The sequence below is a fragment of the Nocardiopsis sp. NPDC006198 genome, assembly GCF_040613895.1.
Taxonomy (GTDB): Bacteria; Actinomycetota; Actinomycetes; order Streptosporangiales; family Streptosporangiaceae; genus Nocardiopsis; species Nocardiopsis tropica.
In genome coordinates this window covers 53,869-77,222 of record NZ_JBEXSY010000029.1, presented here as the reverse complement: position 1 = coordinate 77,222, position 23,354 = coordinate 53,869, and the positions used below count along the sequence as shown (strand labels likewise).

General features: G+C 74.6%; 19 protein-coding genes. 14 read left to right on the top strand and 5 right to left on the bottom strand.

Annotation, left to right across the window (positions count from 1 at the left end; translation table 11 throughout):
- The first annotated feature begins 269 nt into the window (after positions 1-269).
- The 6 genes from ABZ234_RS20200 (at position 270) to ABZ234_RS20175 (ending at position 6,431) form a co-directional block, all read left to right on the top strand.
- Positions 270-794 carry a hypothetical protein gene (locus ABZ234_RS20200; protein WP_267944594.1) on the top strand — a complete coding sequence of 175 codons (525 nt, stop codon included), beginning with the start codon at positions 270-272 and terminating at the stop codon, positions 792-794.
- 40 nt (positions 795-834) lie between these two features.
- A complete protein-coding gene (locus tag ABZ234_RS20195; protein ID WP_355013091.1) occupies positions 835-1,395 on the top strand; it encodes a TIGR03086 family metal-binding protein in 561 nt (186 codons plus the stop codon).
- Between the two features lie 205 nt (positions 1,396-1,600).
- Positions 1,601-2,119 carry a 2Fe-2S iron-sulfur cluster-binding protein gene (locus ABZ234_RS20190; protein WP_267944592.1) on the top strand — a complete coding sequence of 173 codons (519 nt, stop codon included), beginning with the start codon at positions 1,601-1,603 and terminating at the stop codon, positions 2,117-2,119.
- Positions 2,116-3,108 (top strand): xanthine dehydrogenase family protein subunit M, encoded by a 993-nt coding sequence (locus tag ABZ234_RS20185; protein WP_355013090.1) that lies wholly within the window; start codon positions 2,116-2,118, stop codon positions 3,106-3,108. The genes ABZ234_RS20190 and ABZ234_RS20185 overlap by 4 nt, the downstream gene beginning before the upstream one ends.
- On the top strand, positions 3,105-5,195 hold the full coding sequence (locus ABZ234_RS20180) for a xanthine dehydrogenase family protein molybdopterin-binding subunit (protein WP_355013089.1): 2,091 nt from the start codon (positions 3,105-3,107) through the stop codon (positions 5,193-5,195). The genes ABZ234_RS20185 and ABZ234_RS20180 overlap by 4 nt, the downstream gene beginning before the upstream one ends.
- A gap of 117 nt (positions 5,196-5,312) precedes the next feature.
- Complete coding sequence (locus ABZ234_RS20175) at positions 5,313-6,431, top strand: cation transporter (protein WP_355013088.1); 1,119 nt, start codon at positions 5,313-5,315, stop codon at positions 6,429-6,431.
- 469 nt (positions 6,432-6,900) lie between these two features.
- On the opposite strand, the gene ABZ234_RS20170 is transcribed toward ABZ234_RS20175, so the two are convergent.
- On the bottom strand, positions 6,901-7,569 hold the full coding sequence (locus ABZ234_RS20170; RefSeq protein WP_267944588.1) for a lysophospholipid acyltransferase family protein: 669 nt from the start codon (positions 7,567-7,569) through the stop codon (positions 6,901-6,903).
- A 147-nt stretch (positions 7,570-7,716) separates the two neighbouring features.
- Positions 7,717-8,646: a threonine/serine dehydratase gene (locus ABZ234_RS20165; RefSeq protein WP_267944587.1), complete on the bottom strand. Its 930-nt coding sequence runs from the start codon at positions 8,644-8,646 to the stop codon at positions 7,717-7,719.
- A gap of 99 nt (positions 8,647-8,745) precedes the next feature.
- Between ABZ234_RS20165 and ABZ234_RS20160 the strand changes: the two genes are divergently transcribed.
- On the top strand, positions 8,746-9,666 hold the full coding sequence (locus ABZ234_RS20160; protein WP_267944586.1) for a LysR substrate-binding domain-containing protein: 921 nt from the start codon (positions 8,746-8,748) through the stop codon (positions 9,664-9,666).
- Between the two features lie 197 nt (positions 9,667-9,863).
- On the opposite strand, the gene ABZ234_RS20155 is transcribed toward ABZ234_RS20160, so the two are convergent.
- Positions 9,864-10,496 carry a trimeric intracellular cation channel family protein gene (locus tag ABZ234_RS20155; RefSeq protein ID WP_355013087.1) on the bottom strand — a complete coding sequence of 211 codons (633 nt, stop codon included), beginning with the start codon at positions 10,494-10,496 and terminating at the stop codon, positions 9,864-9,866.
- A 303-nt stretch (positions 10,497-10,799) separates the two neighbouring features.
- On the opposite strand from ABZ234_RS20155, the gene ABZ234_RS20150 reads away from it, so the two are divergent.
- On the top strand, positions 10,800-12,158 hold the full coding sequence (locus ABZ234_RS20150) for an NAD(P)/FAD-dependent oxidoreductase (protein ID WP_355013086.1): 1,359 nt from the start codon (positions 10,800-10,802) through the stop codon (positions 12,156-12,158).
- 22 nt (positions 12,159-12,180) lie between these two features.
- Here the strand turns inward: ABZ234_RS20150 and ABZ234_RS20145 are convergent, their stop codons facing one another.
- Positions 12,181-13,035: a siderophore-interacting protein gene (locus ABZ234_RS20145; protein WP_267944583.1), complete on the bottom strand. Its 855-nt coding sequence runs from the start codon at positions 13,033-13,035 to the stop codon at positions 12,181-12,183.
- 211 nt (positions 13,036-13,246) lie between these two features.
- Positions 13,247-14,275, bottom strand: coding sequence for a BadF/BadG/BcrA/BcrD ATPase family protein (locus ABZ234_RS20140; RefSeq protein WP_355013092.1), 1,029 nt, complete (start codon positions 14,273-14,275; stop codon positions 13,247-13,249).
- 349 nt (positions 14,276-14,624) lie between these two features.
- Between ABZ234_RS20140 and ABZ234_RS20135 the strand changes: the two genes are divergently transcribed.
- The 6 genes from ABZ234_RS20135 to kdpB all read left to right on the top strand — a co-directional run bounded on the left by ABZ234_RS20135 (position 14,625) and on the right by kdpB (position 23,354).
- On the top strand, positions 14,625-15,896 hold the full coding sequence (locus ABZ234_RS20135; RefSeq protein ID WP_355013085.1) for a GNAT family N-acetyltransferase: 1,272 nt from the start codon (positions 14,625-14,627) through the stop codon (positions 15,894-15,896).
- Between the two features lie 35 nt (positions 15,897-15,931).
- A complete protein-coding gene (locus ABZ234_RS20130; RefSeq protein WP_267944581.1) occupies positions 15,932-17,209 on the top strand; it encodes a GNAT family N-acetyltransferase in 1,278 nt (425 codons plus the stop codon).
- A 388-nt stretch (positions 17,210-17,597) separates the two neighbouring features.
- Positions 17,598-19,046, top strand: coding sequence for a sodium:alanine symporter family protein (locus tag ABZ234_RS20125; protein WP_267944580.1), 1,449 nt, complete (start codon positions 17,598-17,600; stop codon positions 19,044-19,046).
- A 379-nt stretch (positions 19,047-19,425) separates the two neighbouring features.
- The gene (locus tag ABZ234_RS20120; protein WP_267944579.1) at positions 19,426-19,515 is read left to right on the top strand and encodes a potassium-transporting ATPase subunit F; all 90 of its coding nucleotides are present in this window, start codon (positions 19,426-19,428) and stop codon (positions 19,513-19,515) included.
- Entirely contained in the window at positions 19,515-21,185 is a 1,671-nt protein-coding gene (gene kdpA, locus ABZ234_RS20115; RefSeq protein ID WP_355013084.1) for a potassium-transporting ATPase subunit KdpA, read from the top strand. Before ABZ234_RS20120 ends, kdpA begins: the two co-directional genes overlap by 1 nt.
- A gap of 6 nt (positions 21,186-21,191) precedes the next feature.
- On the top strand, positions 21,192-23,354 hold the full coding sequence (gene kdpB / locus ABZ234_RS20110; protein WP_355013083.1) for a potassium-transporting ATPase subunit KdpB: 2,163 nt from the start codon (positions 21,192-21,194) through the stop codon (positions 23,352-23,354).

The following is a 23,354-nucleotide window of genomic DNA, read 5'->3' as shown; positions in this document are numbered from 1 at the left end:
ACGCGGTCAGGGGCAGGACCACCGACTTCAGGACGACCCCGAACAGGACCTTCGCCCTGTCGGGTCCCCGGCCCGGCACGCCCCCGCCGTGCAGGTGCCGCCCCCGTGCGCGGCCGTCGCCGTGTCGGCGGGTCCTCCTTCCCCGACCCCGTCCCCGCCCTCCTCCACGCGCCGCGCCGTCCGCGGCGCGTTCGCCCCGTCCCCGGGACGCCCCTGGATAATCGGTGCGGAGCGGCCGTGCACGGGCGGCCGGGACCGGAGGGGGAGACATGGGCACGACGCGAACGCACGCGGCCGGCGCCGTGATGCTCGGTCTGGCGGCGGGCGCGCGCTCCTCGCTCGGGACGGCCGCACCCCTGTGGCCGGCCTCGTCCGGGCGGCGGCGGGTGTTCCTCGCCGCAGGAGTCCTCGGGGAGTTCGTCGCGGACAAGTCTCCGGTCGTCCCCAGCCGCCTCTCCTGGCCGAGCCTCCTCGCCCGCTCCGCCAGCGCGGCCGCCGGAGGCGCGATGCTGGCCCGGGAGCGCTCGCGACCGGTCGCCGGCAGCGCCGTGCTCGCGGCCGCCGCCGCGCCCCTCGGCGCGCTCGCGGGGTCCGGGTGGCGGAAGCTGTGGACCGACGGCGGACTCCCCCCGTGGATCGGCGCCCTCGTCGAGGACGGCCTCGCCCTCGCTCTCGCGGCGGCCGCCTGCCGGGGGGTCCGCGGCGCGGCCGGGGACGAGGGGCCCGGCCCGTGGCGGACCGGCCGCCCGCACCTCCTCGCGGGGGCGGGTTCGGCCCGCGCCCGCTCCGGGTAGGTGACCCGGGCAGAACACGCATCCGACCCTGGGGAAGCACATGGCACGCCTGATCGACCTGCACGGCACCGCGCTGGAGGAGTTCGACCGCCGGGTCCGGGCGGTCGGGCTCACCGACTGGGCCCGGCCCACGCCCTGCACGGACTGGGACGTGCACGACCTGGTCAACCACCTGGCCACCGAGCAGCTGTGGGTCCCGCCCCTGCTGGGCGGGGCCCGGATGGAGGACGTCGGCGAACGTTTCGACGGGGACAACCTGGGTGAGGAGCCCGCGGCCTCCTGGGCGGTGGTCTCGCGGGAGGCCCGGACGGCCTGGCTCGGCCTGTCGTCCCTGGAGCGCACGGTCCACCTGTCCTTCGGGGACGTGCCCGCCGAGGTGTACCTCTGGCAGATGACCTTCGACCTGGCCGTCCACGCCTGGGACCTGGCCCGCGCGATCGGCGCGGACGAGGCGCTCGACCCCGACCTGGCCAAGGAACTCCACGCCTGGGCCTCCGATCAGGACTTCGGGCCGGGGCAGATGTTCGACGCGCCCTCCCCGGTCGGCCCCGACGCGACGGCCCAGGACCGCCTGATCGCGCTCACCGGACGCACGCCCTGAGCGGTCCCCGGACGGGGGCGGCCGGGGGACGCGCCCGCCCCTCCGCCGGGCTGCCGCAGCCCCTGCCCCCGGCGGCTCCGGGGCGCCCCCGGACGCGGCACGAGCCGTCCGGCACCGCCCCGACGTGGCGGCTTCGCCGAGCCACCCCCGTGTCACACACTGGGACGAGAGCTGTACGAGGGGCAACGAGGGGAAGGCACATCCGGTGGACGCCACGATCACCCTGCGGGTCGACGGTGAGGAGCGCCGGCTCACCGTCGACACCCGCACCACACTGTTGGACGCGCTGCGAGACCGGCTGGAGGCGACCTCGCCCAAGAAGGGCTGCGACCACGGGCAGTGCGGAGCGTGCACCGTCCTCCTGGACGGGCGCCGCATCCTGTCCTGCCTGGCGCTGGCGGTCGCGCACGACGGCGCCGACGTCACCACCGCGGCCGGCCTGGGGAGCGGGGACGGCGCTCCCGGCGGGGAACTCCACCCCGTGGCCCGCGCCTTCGTCGACCACGACGGCTTCCAGTGCGGCTACTGCACCCCCGGCCAGGTCTGCTCGGCCGTGGGCATGCTGCGGGAGGCCGAGGCCGGCTGGCCCAGCCACGCGACCGCGGACCTCGACGCCCCGGTGAGCCTGGACGACGAGGAGATCCGCGAGCGCATGAGCGGCAACCTGTGCCGGTGCGGCGCCTACACCAACATCGTCGCCGCGATCAGGGAGGCGGCACGGTGAGGCCCTTCGACTACACGCGGCCCGACGGGCCCGCGGACGCCGTCGCCCTGGTCGCCGACGACCCCGGCGCCGCCTACCTCGCGGGCGGCACCAACCTGGTCGACCACATGAAGCTCGGCGTGGCCTCGCCCACCCGGCTCGTGGACGTGCGCGGCCTGCTCGGCAACCGGGTCGAGGAGCTCCCCGGCGGGGGGCTCAGGATCGGCGCCTCCGTGCCCAACAGCGACCTGGCCGCCCACCCGGCGGTCCGCCGCCGCTACCCGGTCCTGTCCGCCGCGCTGCTCGCCGGCGCCTCGGGGCAGCTGCGCAACGCCGCCACCACCGGCGGGAACCTCTTCCAGCGCACCCGCTGCCCGTACTTCCAGGACACCACCACGCCCTGCAACAAGCGCGAGCCCGGCACGGGCTGCTCGGCCCTGGAGGGGCACGGACGCGACAACGCCGTCCTCGGCGCCTCCGACCACTGCGTGGCGACCCACCCCTCCGACATGGCGGTGGCGCTCGCCGCGCTGGGCGCCGAGGCGCGCGTGCTCGGCCCCGGCGGGGAGCGCGTCGTGCCGATCCCGGGCCTGCACCGGCTCCCCGGCAGCGAACCCGAACGCGACACCGTCCTCGGACACGGCGACCTGGTCACCGCGGTCGACCTGCCCCACCTGCCGGTGGCCGCACGGTCGGCCTACCGCAAGGTGCGCGACCGCGCCTCCTACGCGTTCGCGCTGGTGTCGGTGGCCGCCGCGCTCGACGTCGTGGACGGCACGGTCGCGGACGCGCGCATCGCCTTCGGCGGACTGGCGCACGTCCCCTGGCGCGCCCACCGCGCGGAGGAGGCGCTGATCGGCGGACCGGCGACGGAGGAGGCGTTCCGCGAGGCCGCCCGCGCCGAGCTCGCCGACGCCCGCACCGGGCGCGACAACGCCTTCAAGGTCCCCATGGCCGTCAACACGCTCGCGTCCACGCTGCGCGGCCTCACCGCCGAGGAGGCACGATGACCACCACGCCGAGCACGCCGTCCGTCGGGCGTCCGCTGACACGCCTGGAGGGGGAGGCCAAGGTCACCGGCCTGGCGCCCTACGCCTACGAGTACGCCCTCACCGACCCGCTGTACCTGGGCCCGGTCCTGTCCACCGTCGTCCGGGGCCGGGTCAGCGCCGTGGACACCGCAAGGGCGGAGGAACTCCCGGGGGTGCGCGCCGTCCTGACGCCCGCCAACGCCGAACGGCTGGCCGACACCGAGGACCGGGAGTTCGCCGTCCTCCAGAGCGACGAAGTGGCCTTCCGCGGCCAGTTCGTGGCGGCCGTGGTCGCCGACACGCCCGAGACGGCCCGCGAGGCGGCCGGGCTGGTGGACGTCGCCTACGAGACGCTCGCGCACGACGTGACGCTGACCGCCGACCACCCGCGCCTGTACCGTCCGGAGGCGGTCAACACCGGTGTCGAGGCGGACACCGAGCAGGGGGACCCCGACGCCGCGCTCGCCCGCGCGGCCGTCGTGGTGGACCGCACGTACCGCACGCCCATGGAGCACAACAACCCCATGGAGCCGCACACCACCGTCGCCCTGTGGGACGAGGAGGGCGGCCGTCTCACCCTCTACGACTCCACCCAGGGAGCGCACCCCGTCCGGCACACGGTCGCCGGGGTCTTCGGCCTCGACCCGGAGCGCGTCAGGGTGGTCGCCCCGTACGTCGGGGGAGGGTTCGGGTCCAAGGGCTCGGCGCACGCGCACAACGTCCTGGCCGCGATGGCGGCCCGCGCCGTCCCCGGACGCCCGGTCAAGTTCGCGCTGACCAGGCAGCAGATGTTCAGCCTGGTCGGCTACCGGACGCCCACCATCCAGAGGCTGCGGCTCGGGGCCGACCGCGACGGGCGCCTGGACGCCGTCGTGCACGACGTCGTGGAGCAGACCTCGAAGATCAAGGAGTTCGCCGAGCAGAGCGGGGTGTGCACCCGCATGATGTACGCCGCCCCCCACCGGCGCACCACGCACCGGCTGGCGCCCCTGGACGCCCCCATCCCGTTCTGGATGCGCGCCCCGGGCGAGGCGCCGGGGATGTACGCGCTGGAGTCGGCCATGGACGAGCTCGCCCACGAGTGCGGGGTCGACCCGGTGGAGCTGCGCCTGCGCAACGAACCCCCGGTCGACCCCTCGACGGGGGAGCCCTGGTCGGACCGGGCTCTCGTCAGGTGTCTGCGCGAGGGCGCCGAGCGCTTCGGCTGGCACGGGCGCGACCCCGCGCCGGGGGCCCGCCGCGAGGGCGACTGGCTGGTGGGCACGGGGGTCGCCTCCGCCATGTACCCGCACATGGTGAACCCGGGGTCGGTGGCCGAGATCCGGTACGGCGAGGACCGCCGCTACCACGTCGGCATCGGCGCGGCAGACATCGGCACCGGAGCGCTGACGGCCCTCACCCAGATCGCCGCGGACGCGCTGGGGCGCCCGCTGTCGGAGATCGTGGTCTCCATCGGCGACACCGACCTGCCGGAGGCCTCCGTGGCGGGCGGCTCCAGCGGCACCACGTCCTGGGGGGCGGCGCTGGTCGCCGCGGCCCGGGTCTTCAGGGCCGAACACGGCGAGACTCCCGCGCCGGGCGCGAGCGCGCGCGGGACCGCGCCCGAGGACACCGCGACGCCGGGCTACTCGCAGTACTCGTTCGGCGCCCACTTCGTGGAGGCGCGGGTACACGCCGACACGGGGGAGATCCGGGTCCCGCGCATGCTGGGCCTGTTCTCGGTCGGCCGGGTCGTCAACCCCCGCACGGCGCGCTCGCAGTTCCTCGGGGGGATGGTCATGGGCCTGTCGATGGCGCTCTACGAGCAGAGCGTGGTCGACCCCGCCTTCGGCCATGTGGTCAACCACGACCTGGCCCAGTACCACGTCGCCGTGCACGCGGACGTGTCCGGGCTGGAGGCCGACTGGCTGGAGGGGGAGGACCCGCACGCGGGCCCCCTCGGTTCACGGGGCGTGGGCGAGATCGGCATCGTCGGCACGGCGGCGGCCGTCGCGAACGCCTGCCACCACGCCACCGGCGTCCGGGTCAGGAGCCTGCCCCTCACCCCGGACCTCTTCCTGCGCTGACCTGCGAGGAGGGACGGCTCGCCCCGGCGGCGGGCCCGCGCGCGTGCGCGGGCCCGATTGGAGCGCCCCGCCGCGGGTAGCCCGGGGACCGTGCACCGACACGGGGAGGGAACGCACATGGTGGAAGCGATGGCACCGCCGTGGTCGCTGGGCTGGAGTATCGCGATCTTCGTCCTGGTGGCCGCGGTGACCGTGGTGGCCAGCGTCAGGATGGCCACCCTCGGGGACGTCCTCGCGGACCGCACGGGGTGGGGGGAGGCCGTCTTCGGCGCGGTCTTCTTCGGCCTGGCCACGTCCCTGTCGGGGATCGTGATGACGGCGGTGAGCGCCGCCGCGGACCAGCCGGGGCTGGCCTACAGCAACGCCGTCGGGGGGATCGCCGCCCAGACCCTCGCTCTGGCGGTGGCCGACTTCTTCCACCGCCGCGCCAACCTGGAGCACGCCGCGGCCTCGTCGGCGAACCTGCTCTTCTGCTGCCTGCTGATCGGGATGCTGTCCCTGGCCCTGATGTCCGGCTTCGGGCCCGACGTGACGGTGCTGGGGGTCCACCCGGCCTCGGTCGTCCTCGTCGCCTTCTACGCGGGCGGGCTCCGGCTGATCCACCACGAGGGAGCGCACCCGATGTGGCGCGCCGTGCACACGCGGGAGACGGTGGTGGACGTCCCCGGCGCCTCCGGCGGCGCCCCGGCGCCCGGCTCCGGGGGCGGTTCCGCGGGGAGCGGGCCCGTGGACGCCGTCCGCGCGGACACCCCGGCGGGCGAGGGGGCCGGGGGCACGGCCTCCCTGTGGGCGGGTTTCGCGGTGGTCGGCACCGTCGTGGCCGTGGGCGGCTGGGCCCTGGCGGAGGCGGCGGTCGTCGTCGTGGAGTCCACCGGGCTCAGCGCGGGGCTCGTCGGCGCGGTGGCGATGGGCGCGGTCAACGCCCTGCCCGAGACGGTCGCGGCGGTCGCCGCCGTCCGGCGGGGCGCCATGACGCTGGCCGTGGCGGCGATCATCGGCGGCAACAGCCTGGACGTGCTCAACCTGGCGGTGGGCGACGTCTTCTACCGCTCGGGGTCGCTGTTCCACGTCGCGGGAACCGACGAGCTCTTCCTCACCTGCGGTGCGCTGCTGATGACGGTGGTGCTCCTCGCCGGACTCATCGTCCGCCAGGCGCGCGGATGGGGCCGGATCGGCTTCGAGGGCGTGCTGCTGATCGCCGTGTACGCGGGGATCGTCGGTGTGCTGGCCTTCTGAGGCGGGCCCGCCGGCCGCCCCGCCGCGGGGCGCGGTCCGGAGGGCGCCGGGCGGGGAACCCGCCCGGTACCCCGCCCGCAGGAGGTAGGCGGCTGGGAGTCGGCCCCCGGAGGGGGCGCCGGGGGCCGAACTGGGGAGAGGGTCAGCGGTCCCCGGCCCTCGCCCGGGGAGGAGAACCGGTACGGCCCGCAGACGCGCCGTCGGCCTCCATGACCCTAGGTGACCACATTCCGGGACGCGCGGTGTGCGATTCCAGAAAAAAACTTCGGGAAATCCGGGAACGGCCAGGGCCTCGGTCCCGGGAAACGCCCCGGCCGCTCCGATCGCCGGGGAGCCGGGCCCCGGGAGCCCGTGTTCCGACACGCACACGGAGTCGTCGTCCACCCACGGAAAACCCGTGTGCGCACGGCTCCGCCGGAAGGGCGGGGCCGTGCGCACACGGGAAGGGAGAGGGAGGCGCCGGGACCTGCTAGCCGCCGCTGTAGGAGTTGTACCTCTCGGCGCGCTCCTGGCCGGACATCGCCTGGATGGCGTCCATGACCTGGTCGGCGATCACCCTGCGGGCCTTGCCCGGAGCGAGGTGGTCGTAGCCGGAGGAGAAGTCCAGGGGTTCGCCGAAGCGGATGGTGAAGGGGCGCGGACGCGGCATGGACGCCCCCACCGGCTGCACGTCCTGGGTGCCCGACAGCGCCACCGGTACGACGGGGGCCTTGGACTCCATCGCCAGGTGCCCCACACCGGTCCGGCCACGGTAGAGGCGCCCGTCGCGCGAGCGGGACCCCTCGGGGTAGATCACGCACGCCTCGCCCTCGCGCAGGCGGTCCAGCATCAGCTCCAGCGACATCATGGCGCCGCGGGCGTCGGAGCGCTTCACCGGCATGGCGCCCAGCGAGGAGAACACGGCCTTGGTCAGGCGGCCCTTGACGCCGGAGCCCTCGAAGTAGTCCGACTTGGCGAGGAAGCGCACCGGGCGCTGCGTGACCGACAGCGGGATGATGATGCTGTCCACGAACGACAGGTGGTTGCTGGCGAGCAGGACCGCGCCGGTGGCGGGGACGTTCTCACGGCCCAGGATGGTCGGGCGGCACAGGGTGCGCGCGAGTACCGACGCAGACTGCCTGAACGCACCATAGAGCACGTGGTCTCCCTCACGAGATTGGTCGGATGCCGGATCCAATGTAAGGGCGACCGGTCGGTAACATCGGCACCGGGTCACCCGGGTGCCCCAGGTCACCGCTTCGCGAGGCGGAGCCCGGGGACGGAGCGGCTCCGCTGCCCCGGCCCGTCAGCCGACGCGCCTCCAGTCCGCGTTGGCGCCGCACACGACCAGGCAGGGGCGCTCCCCGGGGACCCGTCCGGCGAGCCAGGCGGCGAAGGGCACCGCCGCCGCCGGTTCGGTGGCGATCCGGAACTCCTGCCACAGGCGGTCCTGCGCCTCGACGATCTCGGCGTCGTCCACAAGCGCCGGGGTCACCGGGTGGGCGCGCAGCACCTCGAACGGCACGCGGCCGAGGACGGACGCGCCCAGGGCGGAGGCGGCCACCGAGTCCACCGGGGTCTGCACCGGCCGGCCCGCCGCCAGTGCGGCGTGCAGGCTCTGGCAGCCCTCGGGCTCCACGCCCACGACCTGGCGTCCGCCCGCTCCCAGACGCACGCCGGCGGCGAGCCCGCCTCCGCCGACCGCGACCGCGATCGTGTCGCACTCGGGCGCGTCCGTGGCGATCTCCAGACCGATCGTGCCCTGGCCCGCGACGACCAGGGCGTCGTCGAAGGCGTGGAGGTAGCGCACGCCCTCCGCCTCCGCGCGGGCCCTGGCGGCCTCGGCGGCCACGGCGTAGTGCTCGCCCAGCCGGACGATCTCGGCCCCGGTGGCGGCCAGCGGCGCCGCCTTGGCCTCGGGGACGGTCTCGGGCACGTACACCGTGGCGTGCACGCCCAGCAGCCGTGCGGCGGTCGCCACGCCCAGCCCGTGGTTGCCGCCGGAGGCGGTGATGACGCGCTCGGCCGGCTCCCCGCCGAGCAGCGCGTTGAGGGCCCCGCGCAGCTTGAAGGCGCCCGTGAGCTGGAGGTGCTCCAGCTTCAGGGACAGCGGACGGCCGTCCACCTCGGTGTGCAGCACGGGGGTCCGTCGGGCGTAGGGCGCGATGCGCTCCGCCGCCGCGCGGACGTCGGTGGCCGTGGGCGTGCGCGCGGCGTGCGCGGTCGTGGGGCTCATGGCTCCACTCTGCCGCTACTGACGATTAACTTAAAGTTGGGTCTGCTAAAGATCAGTAAGCAGAACTTTGTGCCGGATGTTGTTTGGGGGAGGGTCGCCGTGCTGGACGCCAACCGGCTGCGCGTGCTTGTGGAGATCGCGCACGCGGGATCCATCGCCGCCGCGGCCGAGCGCCTGTCGTTCACCCCGCCCGCCCTCTCCCAGCAGCTCACCAAGCTGGAGCGCGAGGTCGGCTGCGCACTGGTCGAGCGCGGACGCACGGGGGCCACCCTCACCGAGGCGGGGCGGGTGCTGCTCGCCCACGGGGAACGCGTCCTGGGCGAGCTGCGCGACGCCGAGACCGCCGTCCGCGCGTTCGCGGGGGTGGTCCCCGACCGCCTGTCCCTGGGGGCCTTCGCCAGCGCTGGCAAAGTCCTGCTGCCCGCCACCCTCGCCGCCTTCGGCCGCGAGCACCCGCACGTGCGGCTGTCCCTGTCCGACATCGAGCCGCCCGGAGGGTACGGCCTGGTCGCCTCCGGCGAGCTGGACCTGCTCGTCACGCACCGCTACCCGGGCGTGCCCCTGCCGCGGGCCGGCGGCCTGCACCGCGAACGCGTCCTCGTCGACCCGCTGCTCGCGGTCGCCCCCACCGGGCACCCCCTCGGCGACCACGACCTGGGGCTGGCGGACCTGGCCGACGAGGAGTGGATCTGCGGGGCGCCCGGGATCCACAACCGCGTCAGCCTGGACACCGCGGCGGCCGCGGCCGGGGTCCGCCTGACCGTGGCCTACGAGACCCGCGACTACGAGGTCGCCCTCGCGCTCATCGAGGCCGGGGTCGGTGTGGCGCTCGTGCCGAGCAGCATCCTGGGCGCCGCGCGCCCGGGGCTCCGGGTGAGCCGCCCCCTGCGCGACGCCCGCCTGGCCAGGGAGATCTACGCCGTCCACCGGCGGCGGCCGACCGGGCCCGTCCACGCCATGGTCACGATGCTGCGCGAGGTGGCGGACCGTGCCCTGGGGGCGACACCGGAACTCCCCTGAGCCGGGGACGGCCGTCGGCGCGCACGCGTGCGTGCGGGGTCCTGCACGACGAGTGCAGCCGGCCGGGAGAGGTCCGGGGTCATCCGTGCGTGCGGGTCCCGCCCCGCTCCCCGGGCACTCCTCCGCGCACACGGATGCCGGGGCCCGCCCCGTCCGCGGACGTGCGGGGCGGCCGGAGCCCGGTGCCGGGGCGGGGGTCACAGCGGCGGCGCCCCGGGCGGCAGGGGGGCGTTCCACCGGTACCGCAGCGCGAGGATCCGCACGGTGAAGCAGACCAGGGCGCCGACGACCGCGACCAGTCCCGTGCCGAACCCGGCCACGTTCGCGAGCACGACGAACGCGGCGCCGAGCATCGCCGGGATGGCGTACAGGTGCGAGTTGGCGCTGAGCACCGTCGGCACGCGGTTGAGCAGTACGTCGCGGACGGTGCCGCCGCCGACCCCGGTGATCGCGCCCAGCAGGACCGCCTGGAGCGGACCGAACCCCATCTCCTGCGCCTTGGTCGCGCCGATCACCGCGAACAGGCTCAGGCCGGCCGCGTCGAACAGCAGGATCGGCCTGGACAGGTGCGTCAGCTGGCGGCTGAGGAAGAAGGCCAGCGTGCCGCCGGCGAGCGCGGTCGTGATGTAGCGCCAGTCCTGGAAGGTCGCCGGGGTCACCCCCAGCAGGACGTCGCGGATGACGCCGCCGCCGATGGCGGTGACCAGGCCGAGGGACAGCACACCGACGATGTCCACCCGGGCGGTGCGGATGGCCGTCAGGGCCCCGTCGACGGCGAACGCCAGGATGCCGACGAGGTCGAGGACGAGGAGGAGGTTCTGCGTGGACATGGGGATGCGCCGGGGAGGCGGTTCCTTCCGGATCGGACCGGGTGACGACCTGCAATTCCATCACGCCCCGGCCCGCGCACGGCCCGTTCGGGGGGTGACGCGCCGCACGCGGGCGCTCCGCCGGACCGCGCTCCCCGTGCGCGTCCGCGGCCGTCCGCCGTACGCGTGCGGGCCGCTTCCGCGCCTCCCGCGCGGTTCCGGAGGCGCGAACCCGTGGAATAGCCGCGTGTCGGACCTTCCCCGCACCCCGGGCAGGGGCCACCATCGTGGTTGACCCACCGGGCTGCGGGCGGAACGAGGCACATGGAACACCTGGACGCGATCATCATCGGCATGGGACCGGGCGGCGAGACGGTCGCGAGCCGTCTGCTCGAGGCGGGCAGGCGGGTCGCCGTCATCGAGCGCGAACTCGTCGGCGGCGAGTGCGGCTACTACGCCTGCATCCCCACCAAGGTGCTGCTGCGACCCCCGGAGGTGCGCGCGGAGGCCGCCGGCGCGGCGGGCGTCTCCCGGCCGGACCTCGACTGGCCCCGGCTGCGCGAGTACCGCGACCAGATGATCCGCCACCTCGACGACTCCAAGCAGGTCCAGGGGTACCGGGACCAGGGCGCGCTGGTGTTCAAGGGGGAGGGGCGCGTGATCGGCCGCGCCCCGTGGCGCGTGGCGGTGGGGGACACCGAGCTCACGGCCGACCACGTGGTCGTCGCCACCGGATCCTCGGCCGTGCGCCCGCCGATCGACGGCCTCGACGCCCTGGACGAGTCCATGGTGTGGACCAACCGGGAGGCCACCACCCTCACGGAGATCCCCCGCAGCGCCCTCGTGGTCGGCGGCAGCGCCGTCGGCGTCGAACTGGGGCAGTTCCTGTCCCGGATGGGCGCCGCGGTGACGGTCGTCCAGCGCGGGCCCCGCCTGGTGGACCGCGAGGAACCGCGGCTGTGCGAGCTGATCGGCGACCAGTTCGCCCGCGACGGCATCTCCGTGCACCTGGGGACCCAGGTCGCCTCGGTGTCCAGGGACGGCGACGGCGTGCTCGCCACCCTCGACAACGGTGAGCGCGTCCGCGCCGACGTGGTGGTGCTCGCCACCGGGCGCCGGCCCCGGACCGACGGCCTCGGGCTGGAGGAGGCCGGCGTGCGGACGGACCGGAGCGGCCTGCCGGTGGACGAGCGCTGCCGGGCGGAGCCGGGCCTGTGGGGCATCGGCGACGCGACCGGGGTGTCGATGTTCACCCATGTGGCCAAGTACCAGGGGCGCGTCGTCGCCGACAACATCCTGGGCACGGAGCGCACCGCCGACTACACGGCGGTCCCCCGCGTGATCTTCTCCGAGCCCGAGATCGCGGCGGTGGGGCTCACCGCCCGGCAGGCGGTGGAGCGCGGGATCGACGCGGTCACCGCCGAGGCCGACCTGCCCGAGACCCTGGCCCGGCCCTGGACCTACGGGACCGACCCGCGCGGCACGCTCGGGCTGGTCGCCGACCGCGGGCGCGGGGTCCTGGTCGGCGCGTGGGCGTTCGGGCCGATGGCGTCGGAGTGGATCCACACCGCCGCGCTGGCGATCCGGGCCGGGATCCCGGTGGCGACCCTGCTCGACTCCGTCCCCCAGTTCCCGACCTTCAACGAGGCCTACCTGATCGCGCTGGAGAAGCTGGAGGCGTAGCGGCCGGACCGGGACCGCGGCGTCAGCCGGAGGAGGCCAGGGTGGCCTCCTCCTCGGCCTCCACGCTGCGGTTCCACTCGGCCTTGGAGGCCTGCCAGCCGTCCTCGTCGCGGCCCAGGCGCCAGTAACCGGAGATGGACAGGCTCTCCTTGGCCAGCCCGTACTCGACGCGCAGGAGGCGGCGCAGGTCGCGGACGAAGCCCGCCTCACCGTGCACGAACGCGTGCACGGCGCCCTCGGGGAGGTCGAGCGCGCGCACGGCCGGGACCAGGAGGGACCCGACGGGCCGGTCTCCGCGGTGCAGCCAGTGCACGTGGACGTCGTCGTGGGCGTCGAGCTTGTGCTCCTCCTCGGGCCCCTGGACCTCGACGAACACGTGCGCGGTGCGGCCGACCGGAAGCCGCTCCACGGAGGCGGCGATGGCGGGAAGGGCGCTCTCGTCCCCGGCCAGCAGGTGCCAGTCGGCGCCGGGGTCGGGGGAGTAGCCGCCGCCCGGCCCCAGCATGCACAGCCGGTCGCCGTGCGAGGCGCCCGCCGCCCAGGCACCGGCCAGGCCGGAGCTGCCGTGGTGGACGAAGTCGATGGTCAGCCGGCGGGAGTCGGGGTCCCAGGCGCGCACGGTGTAGGTGCGGGTGACCGGCCACTCCTCGCGGGGGCGCTCGGCGCGGATCCGGTCCACGTCGAGGGGTTCCGGGTCGCCCGGGGCGGGCGGCGGGAACAGGAGCTTGACGTAGCTGTCGGTGTGGCCCCCGGTCGCGAACGAGGAGAGTCCGTCACCGCCGAACACGACCCGGACCATGTGCGGCGTCAGCTGCTCGACCGACTCCACCCGTCCCGTGTGGACGGTCCTCTTCGGACGTTCCCGCCGCTCTGCCATGGTGTCCCCGTTCTCGCGTCGTGGGTTAGGTAAGCCTAACCACCTCACACGGTAGGGCACCCTGCGCCAACAGGGCAAACCGCCGCGAACCACAGGGCCGGTCCGGGGCCGGGCCGGAGTCTCACGGACGTTCCCGCGCGGGGGCCGGGGAAGCGTGAACGCCCCGTCACGCGTCCTCCGGCGCCGCCCGCGCGGGCCCGAGGGCCGGCCCCTACGCCGCGTCGGTGCGGTCCCTGCCGCGGTCGGCGCCCCCGTCCGGGGCGGGCCGGGTGAACGCCCCGTGCAGCTCGCGGTCCCCGTCCGCCGCACCGGCCCGCAGGGCGGCCAACCAGGCCGCTCCGCCCTCCGTGCACCCGGCCGCGACGACCTCCGACCCGGCGGTGCCCATCGTCAGCTTGCGGGTGAGCGCCGACCGCACCGGTTCCGAATGTGCGAGCACGCCGCCCGCCAGCACCACGGGCAGGCACTCGCCGGGGTTGCGCACCTGGTGCACCGAGTGCGCCAGGTGTCCGGCGGCGGCGTCCACGATCACCTCGGCCGCAGGGTCGCCCAGCGCGTACGCCTCGCTGACCAGCGGCGCGAGTGCGGCGAGTGCGATCGGGGGCGCCGCGGTCAGGGTCCGGGCGAAGTTCCTGGCGTGCTCCTGGGGTATGTGGGACTCCCCGTCCACCGGCCTCTGGCCGGGGATGACGCGTTTGGCCACCGCCCGGGCCAGCGGGCTGAGGTCGCCGCCCCGGGACAGCTGCCGCGCCGTCTCCTTGGCCGCGTGGTGCCCGATCCAGAACGCCGAGCCGTCGTCGCCGATCAGCCACCCCATGCCGTCCGCGGACCGGGTCCGCCGGCGGTTGTCGATCCGGGTGGCGATCGCCCCGGTCCCGGCGATCAGCACCGTGCCGTGCGCGGACGGGGTCCCGGCGGCGAAGGCCACCTCGTCGTCCCCGGTGAAGACACCCCGGCCGACGGCCGGCCCGGCCTCGTGCAGGGCGCGCTCCATCCGCGCGCGCACGCCCGGGTCGCGGAGCGCGGAGACTCCGGCCAGGCCCACCACCACCGCGGCCACCGCGTCGCGAGCCCCCCGCCCGGCCTGGTCCAGGGCCCCCGCGACCGCCTCGGCGAGCCGTTCGGCGGCCGTGTCGGCGCCGTGCGCGTTGGGGTTGGCTCCCCCGGACCGGGCCCGGCCCAGGCGCTCGCCGGACAGGGTGGCGACCAGTGCGCGGGTGGCGGTGCCGCCCGCGTCCACCCCCACCACGAGTCTGCGCCGACCGTCGCGGGGCGGGTGGTCGGACGGGGTCCTGAGGGGAGGGGTCGTACGTTTCACACGGTAGGAGTGCCCCCTGGGGCGGCGGGTTACTCCTCGGTCCCGCGCCTGTGGACGACGGCCGCGGGACGGAGGCCGCGCGCGACCTCCGGCGCCGCGACGGCCGCCTCCGTCCCGCGGCCCCGCAGGGGCGCGGAACGCGGGGGAGCGGTCGGGCCGGGTCGGCGGGGTGCACCCGCCCCCGGCGACCGGGGCCGGTCGCCGGGGACGATCGCGCCGACACGCGGAAAACCACTGGCGCCGCGCCGGGCGCGACTGAGAGGGTCGGCCCATGGCAGGCGCTCACCACCCCGTTCCCCCTCGCAACGACGACCTGGGATGGGCCGTGCGCACAAGCACGGAGCAGGAGTACCCCGAGTTCGCGGCGGTCTTCTCGGAGGCCATCGGCCTGCCGGTGGAGAGGCTCCTCCGCGAGGAGCGGGACTTCCCCAGCGCGGAGTACGACCGCGCCCTGGTCGCCCTGGACGGTGAGCGGATCGTCGGCACCACCATGGCGTACTCGCTCACCCTCACCGTGCCCGGAGGGCCCCGCGCGGTCGCGGGGGTCACCGCCGTGGGCGTGTGGCCCACGTACCGGCGCAGGGGCGTGCTCAGCGCGCTGATGCGGCGCCAGCTGGCCGACGTCCGCGAGCGCGGCGAGAAGCTCGCGGTCCTCTGGTCCTCGGAGGGCACGATCTACGGCCGCTTCGGCTACGGCCCGGCCGTCCGGCAGTTCGAGGCCTCCGTCCAGCTCGCCCACGCCGCGCTGCGGCCCGGGGCCCCGCGCGACCCGGCCCTCACCGTCGACCTCACCGAACCCGGGCCCGTCCGCGGCGAGATCGAGGAGCTGCACCGCCGGACGGCCTCCGCCCGCAACGGCCACATCCTCCGGAAGCCCGGCTGGTGGGGATGGCTCCTGCACGACGAGGAGCGGGACCGCCGGGGCGCCGGGCCGCTGCGCGCCGCCGTCGTGCGCGGCCCCGACGGGGCCGAGGGCTACGCCCTCTACCGCGTCCTGCACAAGTGGGAGGACCGCCTCCCCACGGGGGAGGTCCGGGTCCGGGAGGCCGTCGCGGCCACGGCCCGGGCCGGGGTCGCCCTGTACGACCACCTGTTCTCCAGGGACCTGGTCTCCTCGGCGCACCTGGACAACCTCGCCGAGGACGACATCCTCACCGTGCTGCTGGCCGACCCGCGCCGACTGGCGCGCCGGGAGTTCGACTCCCTGTGGGTACGCCTGGTGGACCTCCCCGGCGCCCTGGCCGAACGCTCCTACGCCACGCCCCTGGACACCGTCCTGGAGGTCACCGACCGGTTCGCCCCCTGGAACGCCGGGCGCTGGCGGCTCAGGGCCGGCGGCGGGGAAGCCCGCGCCGACGCGGCCGACGCGGCCCCCGACCTGACCCTGGACGTGTCCCACCTGGGCGCCGTGTACCTGGGGGGCGGTTCCCTGACCGCCTTCGTGGACGCGGGCCTGGCCGTCGAGCACGCGCCGGGGGCGGCCGCCCGCCTGGACACCGCGCTGCACGTGCCCCGCGCACCCCTGTGCACCACGGACTTCTGACCGACCGCGAAGACACGAAGAACGGTAGCAACGGCATGACGAAGAACCCCGAGACCGAGAGACCCGCGTGGACCGTGCGCGGCTCCGACCGGGACGAGTTCCCCGAGGTGCTCAGGGTCGTGGGCGAGGCCCTCCTCGCGGGCGACGACCCGGACACGATGGCGGAGCGCGCCTTCCCCCTGCACGACGCCGTCGGCTACGACCGCGTCCTCGTCGCGGTCGACGGGGAGGGGGACGCGGAGGAGGTCGTGGGCGCCACCAACCACTTCCCCTTCGAGATGGCCCTGCCCGGCGGGCCCCGCGCGGTCGCGGGGGTCACCGCCGTGGGCGTGTGGCCCACGTACCGGCGCAGGGGCGTGCTCAGCGCGCTGATGCGCCGGCAGCTGGCCGACATCCGCGCCTCCGGCGGCAGGTACGCGGCCCTGTGGGCCTCGGAGGGGGCCATCTACGGCCGCTTCGGCTACGGCCCGGCCGCGACCGAGATGGAGACGGCCGTCCAGCGCCAGTACGGCGTGCTGCGCCCGGAGGCGCCCCGGGACCCCGCCCTGCGGGTCCGGCTCGCCGACCCCGTCCGGGTCCGCGACGACCTCGCGCTCGTGCACCGCGAGGTGGCGGCGGCCCAGGTCGGCCAGTTCCAGCGCGGGAGCCACTGGTGGGACAGGTTCTTGCGGGACAAGCCCGACTCCCGTGACGGGAAGAGCCCGAGGCTGGCCGCCGTCGTGAGCGGACCGGACGGCCCCCTGGGATACGCCCTCTACCGCACCCTGAACAAGTGGTCGGGGGACGGGGCCCGTGGCGAGGTGCACGTCGAGGAGGTCCTGGCGACCGCCCCCGCCGCCTGGACGGCCCTGTTCGAGCACCTGTTCAACCGCGACCTGACGAGCAGGGTCAGGTTCGGCTTCCTGGCGGAGGACAACCCCCTGCGCCACCTGGTCGTGGACAGGGACCGCGTCGTCCCCACGCTCTACACGTCCCTGTGGATGCGGCTGGTGGACGTGCCGGGGGCGCTCGCCGAGCGCTCCTACGCGGCACCGGTGGAGGCGGTGGTGGAGGTCGCCGACCGCCACGCGCCGTGGAACGCCGGGCGGTGGAGGATCGGCGCCGACCGCGGGGGAGCCCGGGTGGAGGCCGTGCAGGACGCCCCGGACGTCTCCCTGGACGTGTCGCACCTGGGCGCCGCCTACCTGGGGCAGACCTCCCTGGAGGGGTACCTGCGCGCGGGCCTGCTCACCGAGCACACCCCCGGCGCCGTGGCCGGCCTGGACGCGGCCCTGCACCGGGCGGACGCCCCGTTCTGCGGCCGCATCTTCTGACCGTCGCCCGCCGCGGGCCGGTCCGCTCCCGCCACGGGCAGCGGACCGGCCCGTAGGCCCCCTCCCGCCGCTCCGACGGGCACGGGACACGGCGTGCCCCGCCCCGGGGCTCCACGGCCCGCCCCGGCGGACCGTCCCGGGACCCGCCGCGCGTGGGCGCGTGTCCGCGCCCCCGGAGCGGGATACTGGTCGCCGCGGCGGCGCCGACCGGCCCTCCGGACGGCCGGGGAGCGCGGTGCGGGCGGCGCGGCGCGTGAGCAGAGACCGTAGCGGCAGGAACACGTGACACGGATGTAACCGTCACCTGTAACGCTTCCGTGCACGCCTTCGGACCCGCCTCCGGCCCGCCGGGGGCGCCCACCCATCGACGACAGGGAGACACACTCTGATGACCGATACGATCCAGGCGATCCTGGACGCCGTCGTTTCCTTCGTGTGGGGACCGTTCTTCCTGATACCCCTGCTCCTGATCGTGGGCGTCTACCTCACCATCAGGCTGGGCGGGCTCCAGTTCCGCGTGCTCGGGCACGCGCTGTGGCTGGCGCTGATCCGCCGCACCGAGGGCGGCCAGGCCAAGGGCGACATCTCCCACTACCAGGCGCTCAGCACCGCCCTCGCGGCCACCGTCGGCGTCGGCAACATCGCGGGCGTGGCCCTGGCGATCGGCGTCGGAGGCCCCGGAGCCCTCTTCTGGATGTGGGTCACCGGCGTCCTGGGCATGGCCACCAAGTACAGCGAGGCCCTGCTCGGCGTGAAGTACCGCCGCCCCGACTCCAAGGGCGAGATGAGCGGCGGCCCGATGTTCTACCTGCGCCACGGGTTCGCCGAGAAGTTCGGCCCCGGCAGCGGAGGGGCGAGACTCGGCCTGGTGCTCGGCACCCTGTTCGCGCTCTTCGGCGCCGTGGCCTCCTTCGGCATCGGCAACATGACGCAGGCCAACGCCGTCGCGGGCCAGCTCGACTCGACCTTCGGCGTGCCGACCTGGCTCTCCGGGATCGTCATGGTCGTGCTGGTCGCCGCGGTCATCCTCGGCGGCATCAAGAGCATCGGCCGCTTCGCCGCCGGCGTCGTGCCGTTCATGATCATCGCCTACGTCCTGGCCGCCCTCGTGGTCCTGGCCGTCTACGTCACCGAGATCCCGGCGGCCATCGCCCTGATCTTCACCGACGCCTTCACCGGCACCTCCGCGGTCGGAGGGTTCCTGGGCTCGGCGTTCATCCTCGCGATGCAGCAGGGCATGGCGCGCGGCATGTTCTCGAACGAGTCGGGCCTGGGCACCGGCGGCATCGCCGCCGCCGCGGCCAAGACCGCGCACCCGGTCCGCCAGGCGATGGTCTCCATGACCCAGACCTTCATCGACACCATCATCGTCGTGACGATGACGGGCCTGGTCATCATCGTCACCGGCGCCTGGCACGCCGAGGCGGACACGGGCGACGGCGCCCTGATGACCAACTGGGCCATGAGCGAGGCCCTGGGCTCCATCTCGCCGGGGCTGGCCCCGGTCGGCGGCGCCATCGTGGCGATCAGCCTGATGTTCTTCGCCTTCACCACGCTGGTCGGCTGGTCCTACTACGGCGAGCGCTGCCTGGACTACCTGGTCGGCCGCAAGGCGGTCATCCCGTTCCGCATCGTGTTCGTCCTCGTCGTGTACGTCGGCGCCACGACCGACCTCAGCATCGCCTGGGCGTTCAGCGACGCGGCCAACGGCCTGATGGCGGTCCCCAACCTCATCGGCCTGCTGGTGCTCAGCGGGGTCATCGTCGCGGAGACCAAGAAGTACTTCTCGGACCCGGACTGGAAGAAACCCGACCTGGTGGACGCCCGTCAGCAGTGACGGGGGCGCCGGAGCGGATCCGGACGGGGTGAACGGGGGCGCGGTCGAGACCGCGCCCCCGTTCCGTGTTCCGGGGAGTCCGGGCCACGGCTCCGCAGGGGAGGGCGCCGTGCGGGGGCCGGCCCCGCGTCCCGCACGGCGACGGGCCGCATGGATGCCGTGAGGATTCACCACCGGTTCCGCATGGAAGCCGTTAGGAACGGCATCGGCGCAGTTCCAGGGGTTTTGTATGGGTTTCAGGCCTTCGAGGCCCGTGCCCCGGACAGAGGGGCACACCCTTCACCCCAGGGAGTCACCCCGTGCTCGACGTCGTCTACGTGCTCACCGCGCTCGCCGCTTTCGCGCTGGTCGGCGTGATCGGCAGGGGGGTCGCGAAGCTGTGATCGCCTTCGACCTCCTCGCGGCCGCGCTCGCGGCGGCCGCGGTCGCCTACCTCGTGTACGCCCTCGTCAAACCGGAGCGGTTCTGATGGCCGTCCTCCTCGCGGTCCTCCCCGCCGCCGCCGTCGCGCTGGTCCTCGCCCTGCTGTACCGGCCCCTCGGCGAGTACATGGCGCGCGTCTTCACCTCCCCCCGCGACCTCGCGGTCGAGCGGGGCTTCTACCGGCTCATCGGAGTGGACCCGGCGTCCGGGCAGTCGTGGCAGGCGTACCTGCGCGGGGTGCTCGCCTTCTCCGCGGTCGGCCTGCTGTTCCTGTACCTGCTCCAGCGGCTCCAGGCGTTCCTGCCCCTCTCCCTCGGGCTGCCGCCCGTCTCCGAGGGGCTCGCGTTCAGCACCGCGGCGTCGTTCGTGACGAACACCAACTGGCAGTCGTACTCGCCGGAAGCGACCGTGGGCCACCTCGTGCAGTTCGGCGGGCTGGCCGTCCAGAACTTCGTCTCGGCCGCCGCGGGCCTCGCGGTCGCCGTCGCCCTGGTCCGCGGACTGGCGCGCCGCCGGTCGGGCACGATCGGCAACTTCTGGGTCGACCTCACCCGTGGAACGCTGCGCATCCTCCTGCCGATCTCCCTGGTCGCGGCCGTGGTCCTGATCGCGGGCGGTGTCGTCCAGAACCTCGGCGGCCCCACCGAGGTCCGGACCCTCGCCGGCGCGACGCAGACGATCCCCGGCGGGACGGCGGCCTCCCAGGAGGCGGTCAAGCTCCTGGGCACGAACGGCGGCGGCTACTTCAACGCGAACTCCGCGCACCCGTTCGAGAACCCCTCGCCGTGGACCAACCTGTTCGAGATCGTCCTCATGCTGGCGATCCCGTTCTCGCTGCCGCGCACCTTCGGCCGGATGGTCGGCGACCACCGGCAGGGCTACGCCGTCCTCGCCGCCATGGCGGCGATCTTCGTGGTCTCCCTCACCGCCCTCACCGCCCTGGAGCTGAACGGCGCCGGAGCGGCGCCCGAGGCCGCCGGAGCGGCGCTGGAGGGCAAGGAGCAGCGGTTCGGCGTCATCGCCTCCGCCCTGTTCGGCTCGGCGAGCACCCTGACCTCGACCGGCGCGGTCAACTCGATGTTCGACTCCTACACCGCCCTCGGCGGCATGGTGCCGATGGTCAACATGATGCTCGGCGAGGTCGCGCCCGGCGGTGTCGGCTCCGGCCTCTACGGGATGCTGGTGCTCGCCCTCCTGGCCGTCTTCGTCGGGGGCCTCCTGGTCGGCCGCACCCCGGAGTACCTCGGCAAGAAAATCGGTCCGCGCGAGATCAAGCTCGCCAGCCTGTACATCCTCGTCTCCCCGACCCTGGTCCTCGCGGGGACGGCGCTCAGCTTCGCCGTGCCCGCCGTCCGCGCCGGCGTGGAGGCGACGTCGATCCTCAACCCCGGCCTCCACGGCCTGTCCGAGGTGCTGTACGCGTTCACGTCGGCGTCCAACAACAACGGCTCGGCCTTCGCCGGGCTGACCGCGGACACGCCCTGGTTCAACACCGCGCTGGGCATCGCCATGCTGCTGGGACGGTTCGTCCCGATCGTGTTCGTCCTCGCCCTGGCCGGCGCACTCGCGGCCCAGGACAAGGCGCCCGCGACCGGCGGCACCCTGCCCACCCACAGACCGCAGTTCGTCGGCCTGCTGATCGGCGTCACCGTCGTGGTGACCGCCCTGACCTACTTCCCCGTGCTCGCGCTGGGCCCCCTGGCGGAAGGACTGTAACCGACCATGACCACGACAACCCGCACACCCGTCGCCGAGGCGCCGCCGAGCGCCGACCCCGCGACCGGAGACCGCCGCAGGGCGTTCGGACCGGCCCAGATCGCCGCCGCGCTCCCCGGGGCGCTGCGCAAGCTCGACCCGCGGATCATGTACCGCAACCCCGTCATGTTCGTCGTCGAGGTCGGGGCCGCGCTCACCACGGCCATGGCGGTCGCCGAACCGTTCCTCGGAGGCCCCGAGGCGTCCGGGGGCTCGCCGATCCCGGCGGGCTTCACCTGGGCGATCGCCGGCTGCCTCTGGCTGACCGTGGTCTTCGCCAACCTGGCCGAGTCCGTGGCCGAGGGCAGGGGCAGGGCCCAGGCCGACAGCCTGCGCAGGACCCGGACCAGTACCGCGGCGAACCTGGTGGTCGGCTACGACCCGGAGGCCGACCCCTCCGCGGAGGACACCGGGACACGCCCCGTTTCCTCGGCCGATCTCAGCCCCGGGGACGTCGTGGCCGTCTCGGCGGGAGAACCGGTCCCCGGCGACGGCGACATCGTCTGGGGCATCGCCTCGGTGGACGAGTCGGCGATCACCGGGGAGTCCGCGCCCGTGGTGCGCGAGTCCGGCGGCGACCGCAGCGCCGTCACCGGCGGCACCCGCGTGCTCTCGGACCGGATCGTCGTCCGCATCACGTCCAGGCCGGGGGAGACCTTCGTCGACAGGATGATCGCCCTGGTCGAGGGCGCCGAGCGGCAGAAGACCCCCAACGAGATCGCGCTCAACATCCTGTTGGCGAGCCTGTCGGTCGTCTTCGTGGTCGTCGCCCTCACCCTGCACCCGATCGCCTCCTACGCCGGGGCGCCGGTCAGCGTCCCCGTCCTGGTCGCGCTGCTCGTGTGCCTGATCCCCACCACCATCGGCGCCCTGCTGTCCGCCATCGGCATCGCCGGCATGGACCGCCTCGTGCAGCACAACGTGCTGGCCATGTCCGGCCGCGCCGTCGAGGCCGCCGGCGACGTGACCACCCTGCTGCTGGACAAGACCGGCACCATCACCCACGGCAACCGGCGGGCCAGCGAGTTCGTGCCCCTGGAGGGCGTGCGGAAGCCGGACCTGGTCCGCTCCGCGGCGCTGGCCTCCCTGGCCGACCCCACCCCCGAGGGCACCTCCGTGGTGGAACTCGCCCGCGCCGAGGGGGTGGTGGTGGACGCCGCGTCACCCGGCGAGGTCGTCCCCTTCACCGCCCAGACCCGGATGAGCGGTGTCGACCTGCCCGACGGCACCCTGATCCGCAAGGGCGCGGGCTCGGCGGTGCTCGCCTGGGTCCGGGAGACGGGCCCCGTGGGCCCCGTCGTCCGCACGGAGCTGGAGGACCGGGTCGGACGGATCTCCGACAGCGGGGGCACACCGCTGGTCGTGGCGGTGCGCAGGCCCTCGGGACACACCGCCGTACTGGGCGTGATCCACCTCAAGGACGTGGTCAAGGAGGGCATCGCCGAACGCTTCGCGCAACTCCGTGAGATGGGCATCCGCACCGTGATGGTCACCGGGGACAACCCCCTGACGGCGAAGGCGATCGCCGCCGAGGCCGGGGTGGACGACTTCCTCGCCGAGGCCACCCCGGAGCAGAAACTCGCCCTCATCCGCAGGGAGCAGCAGGGGGGCGGGCTCGTCGCGATGACCGGGGACGGCACCAACGACGCCCCCGCGCTGGCCCAGGCCGACGTCGGCGTGGCGATGAACACCGGCACCTCGGCGGCCAAGGAGGCCGGGAACATGGTGGACCTGGACTCGGACCCCACCAAGCTCATCGACGTGGTCCGTATCGGCAAGCAGCTGCTCATCACCCGGGGGGCGCTGACCACGTTCTCCGTCGCCAACGACATCGCCAAGTACTTCGCGGTCATCCCGGCCATGTTCGCCGGGGTCTTCCCCGGCCTGGGCGCGCTGAACGTCATGGGCCTGGCCTCTCCCGCGTCCGCGATCATGTCGGCGATCGTCTTCAACGCCGTGATCATCGTGGTCCTCATCCCGCTCGCGCTGCGCGGTGTCCGGTACCGGCCCCTGCGCGCGCCGCAGATCCTCAGCCGCAACCTGCTCGTCTACGGGCTCGGCGGAGTGGCGGCCCCCTTCGCCGGCATCAAACTCATCGACCTCGCCGTCAGCCTTCTTCCCGGTTTCTGA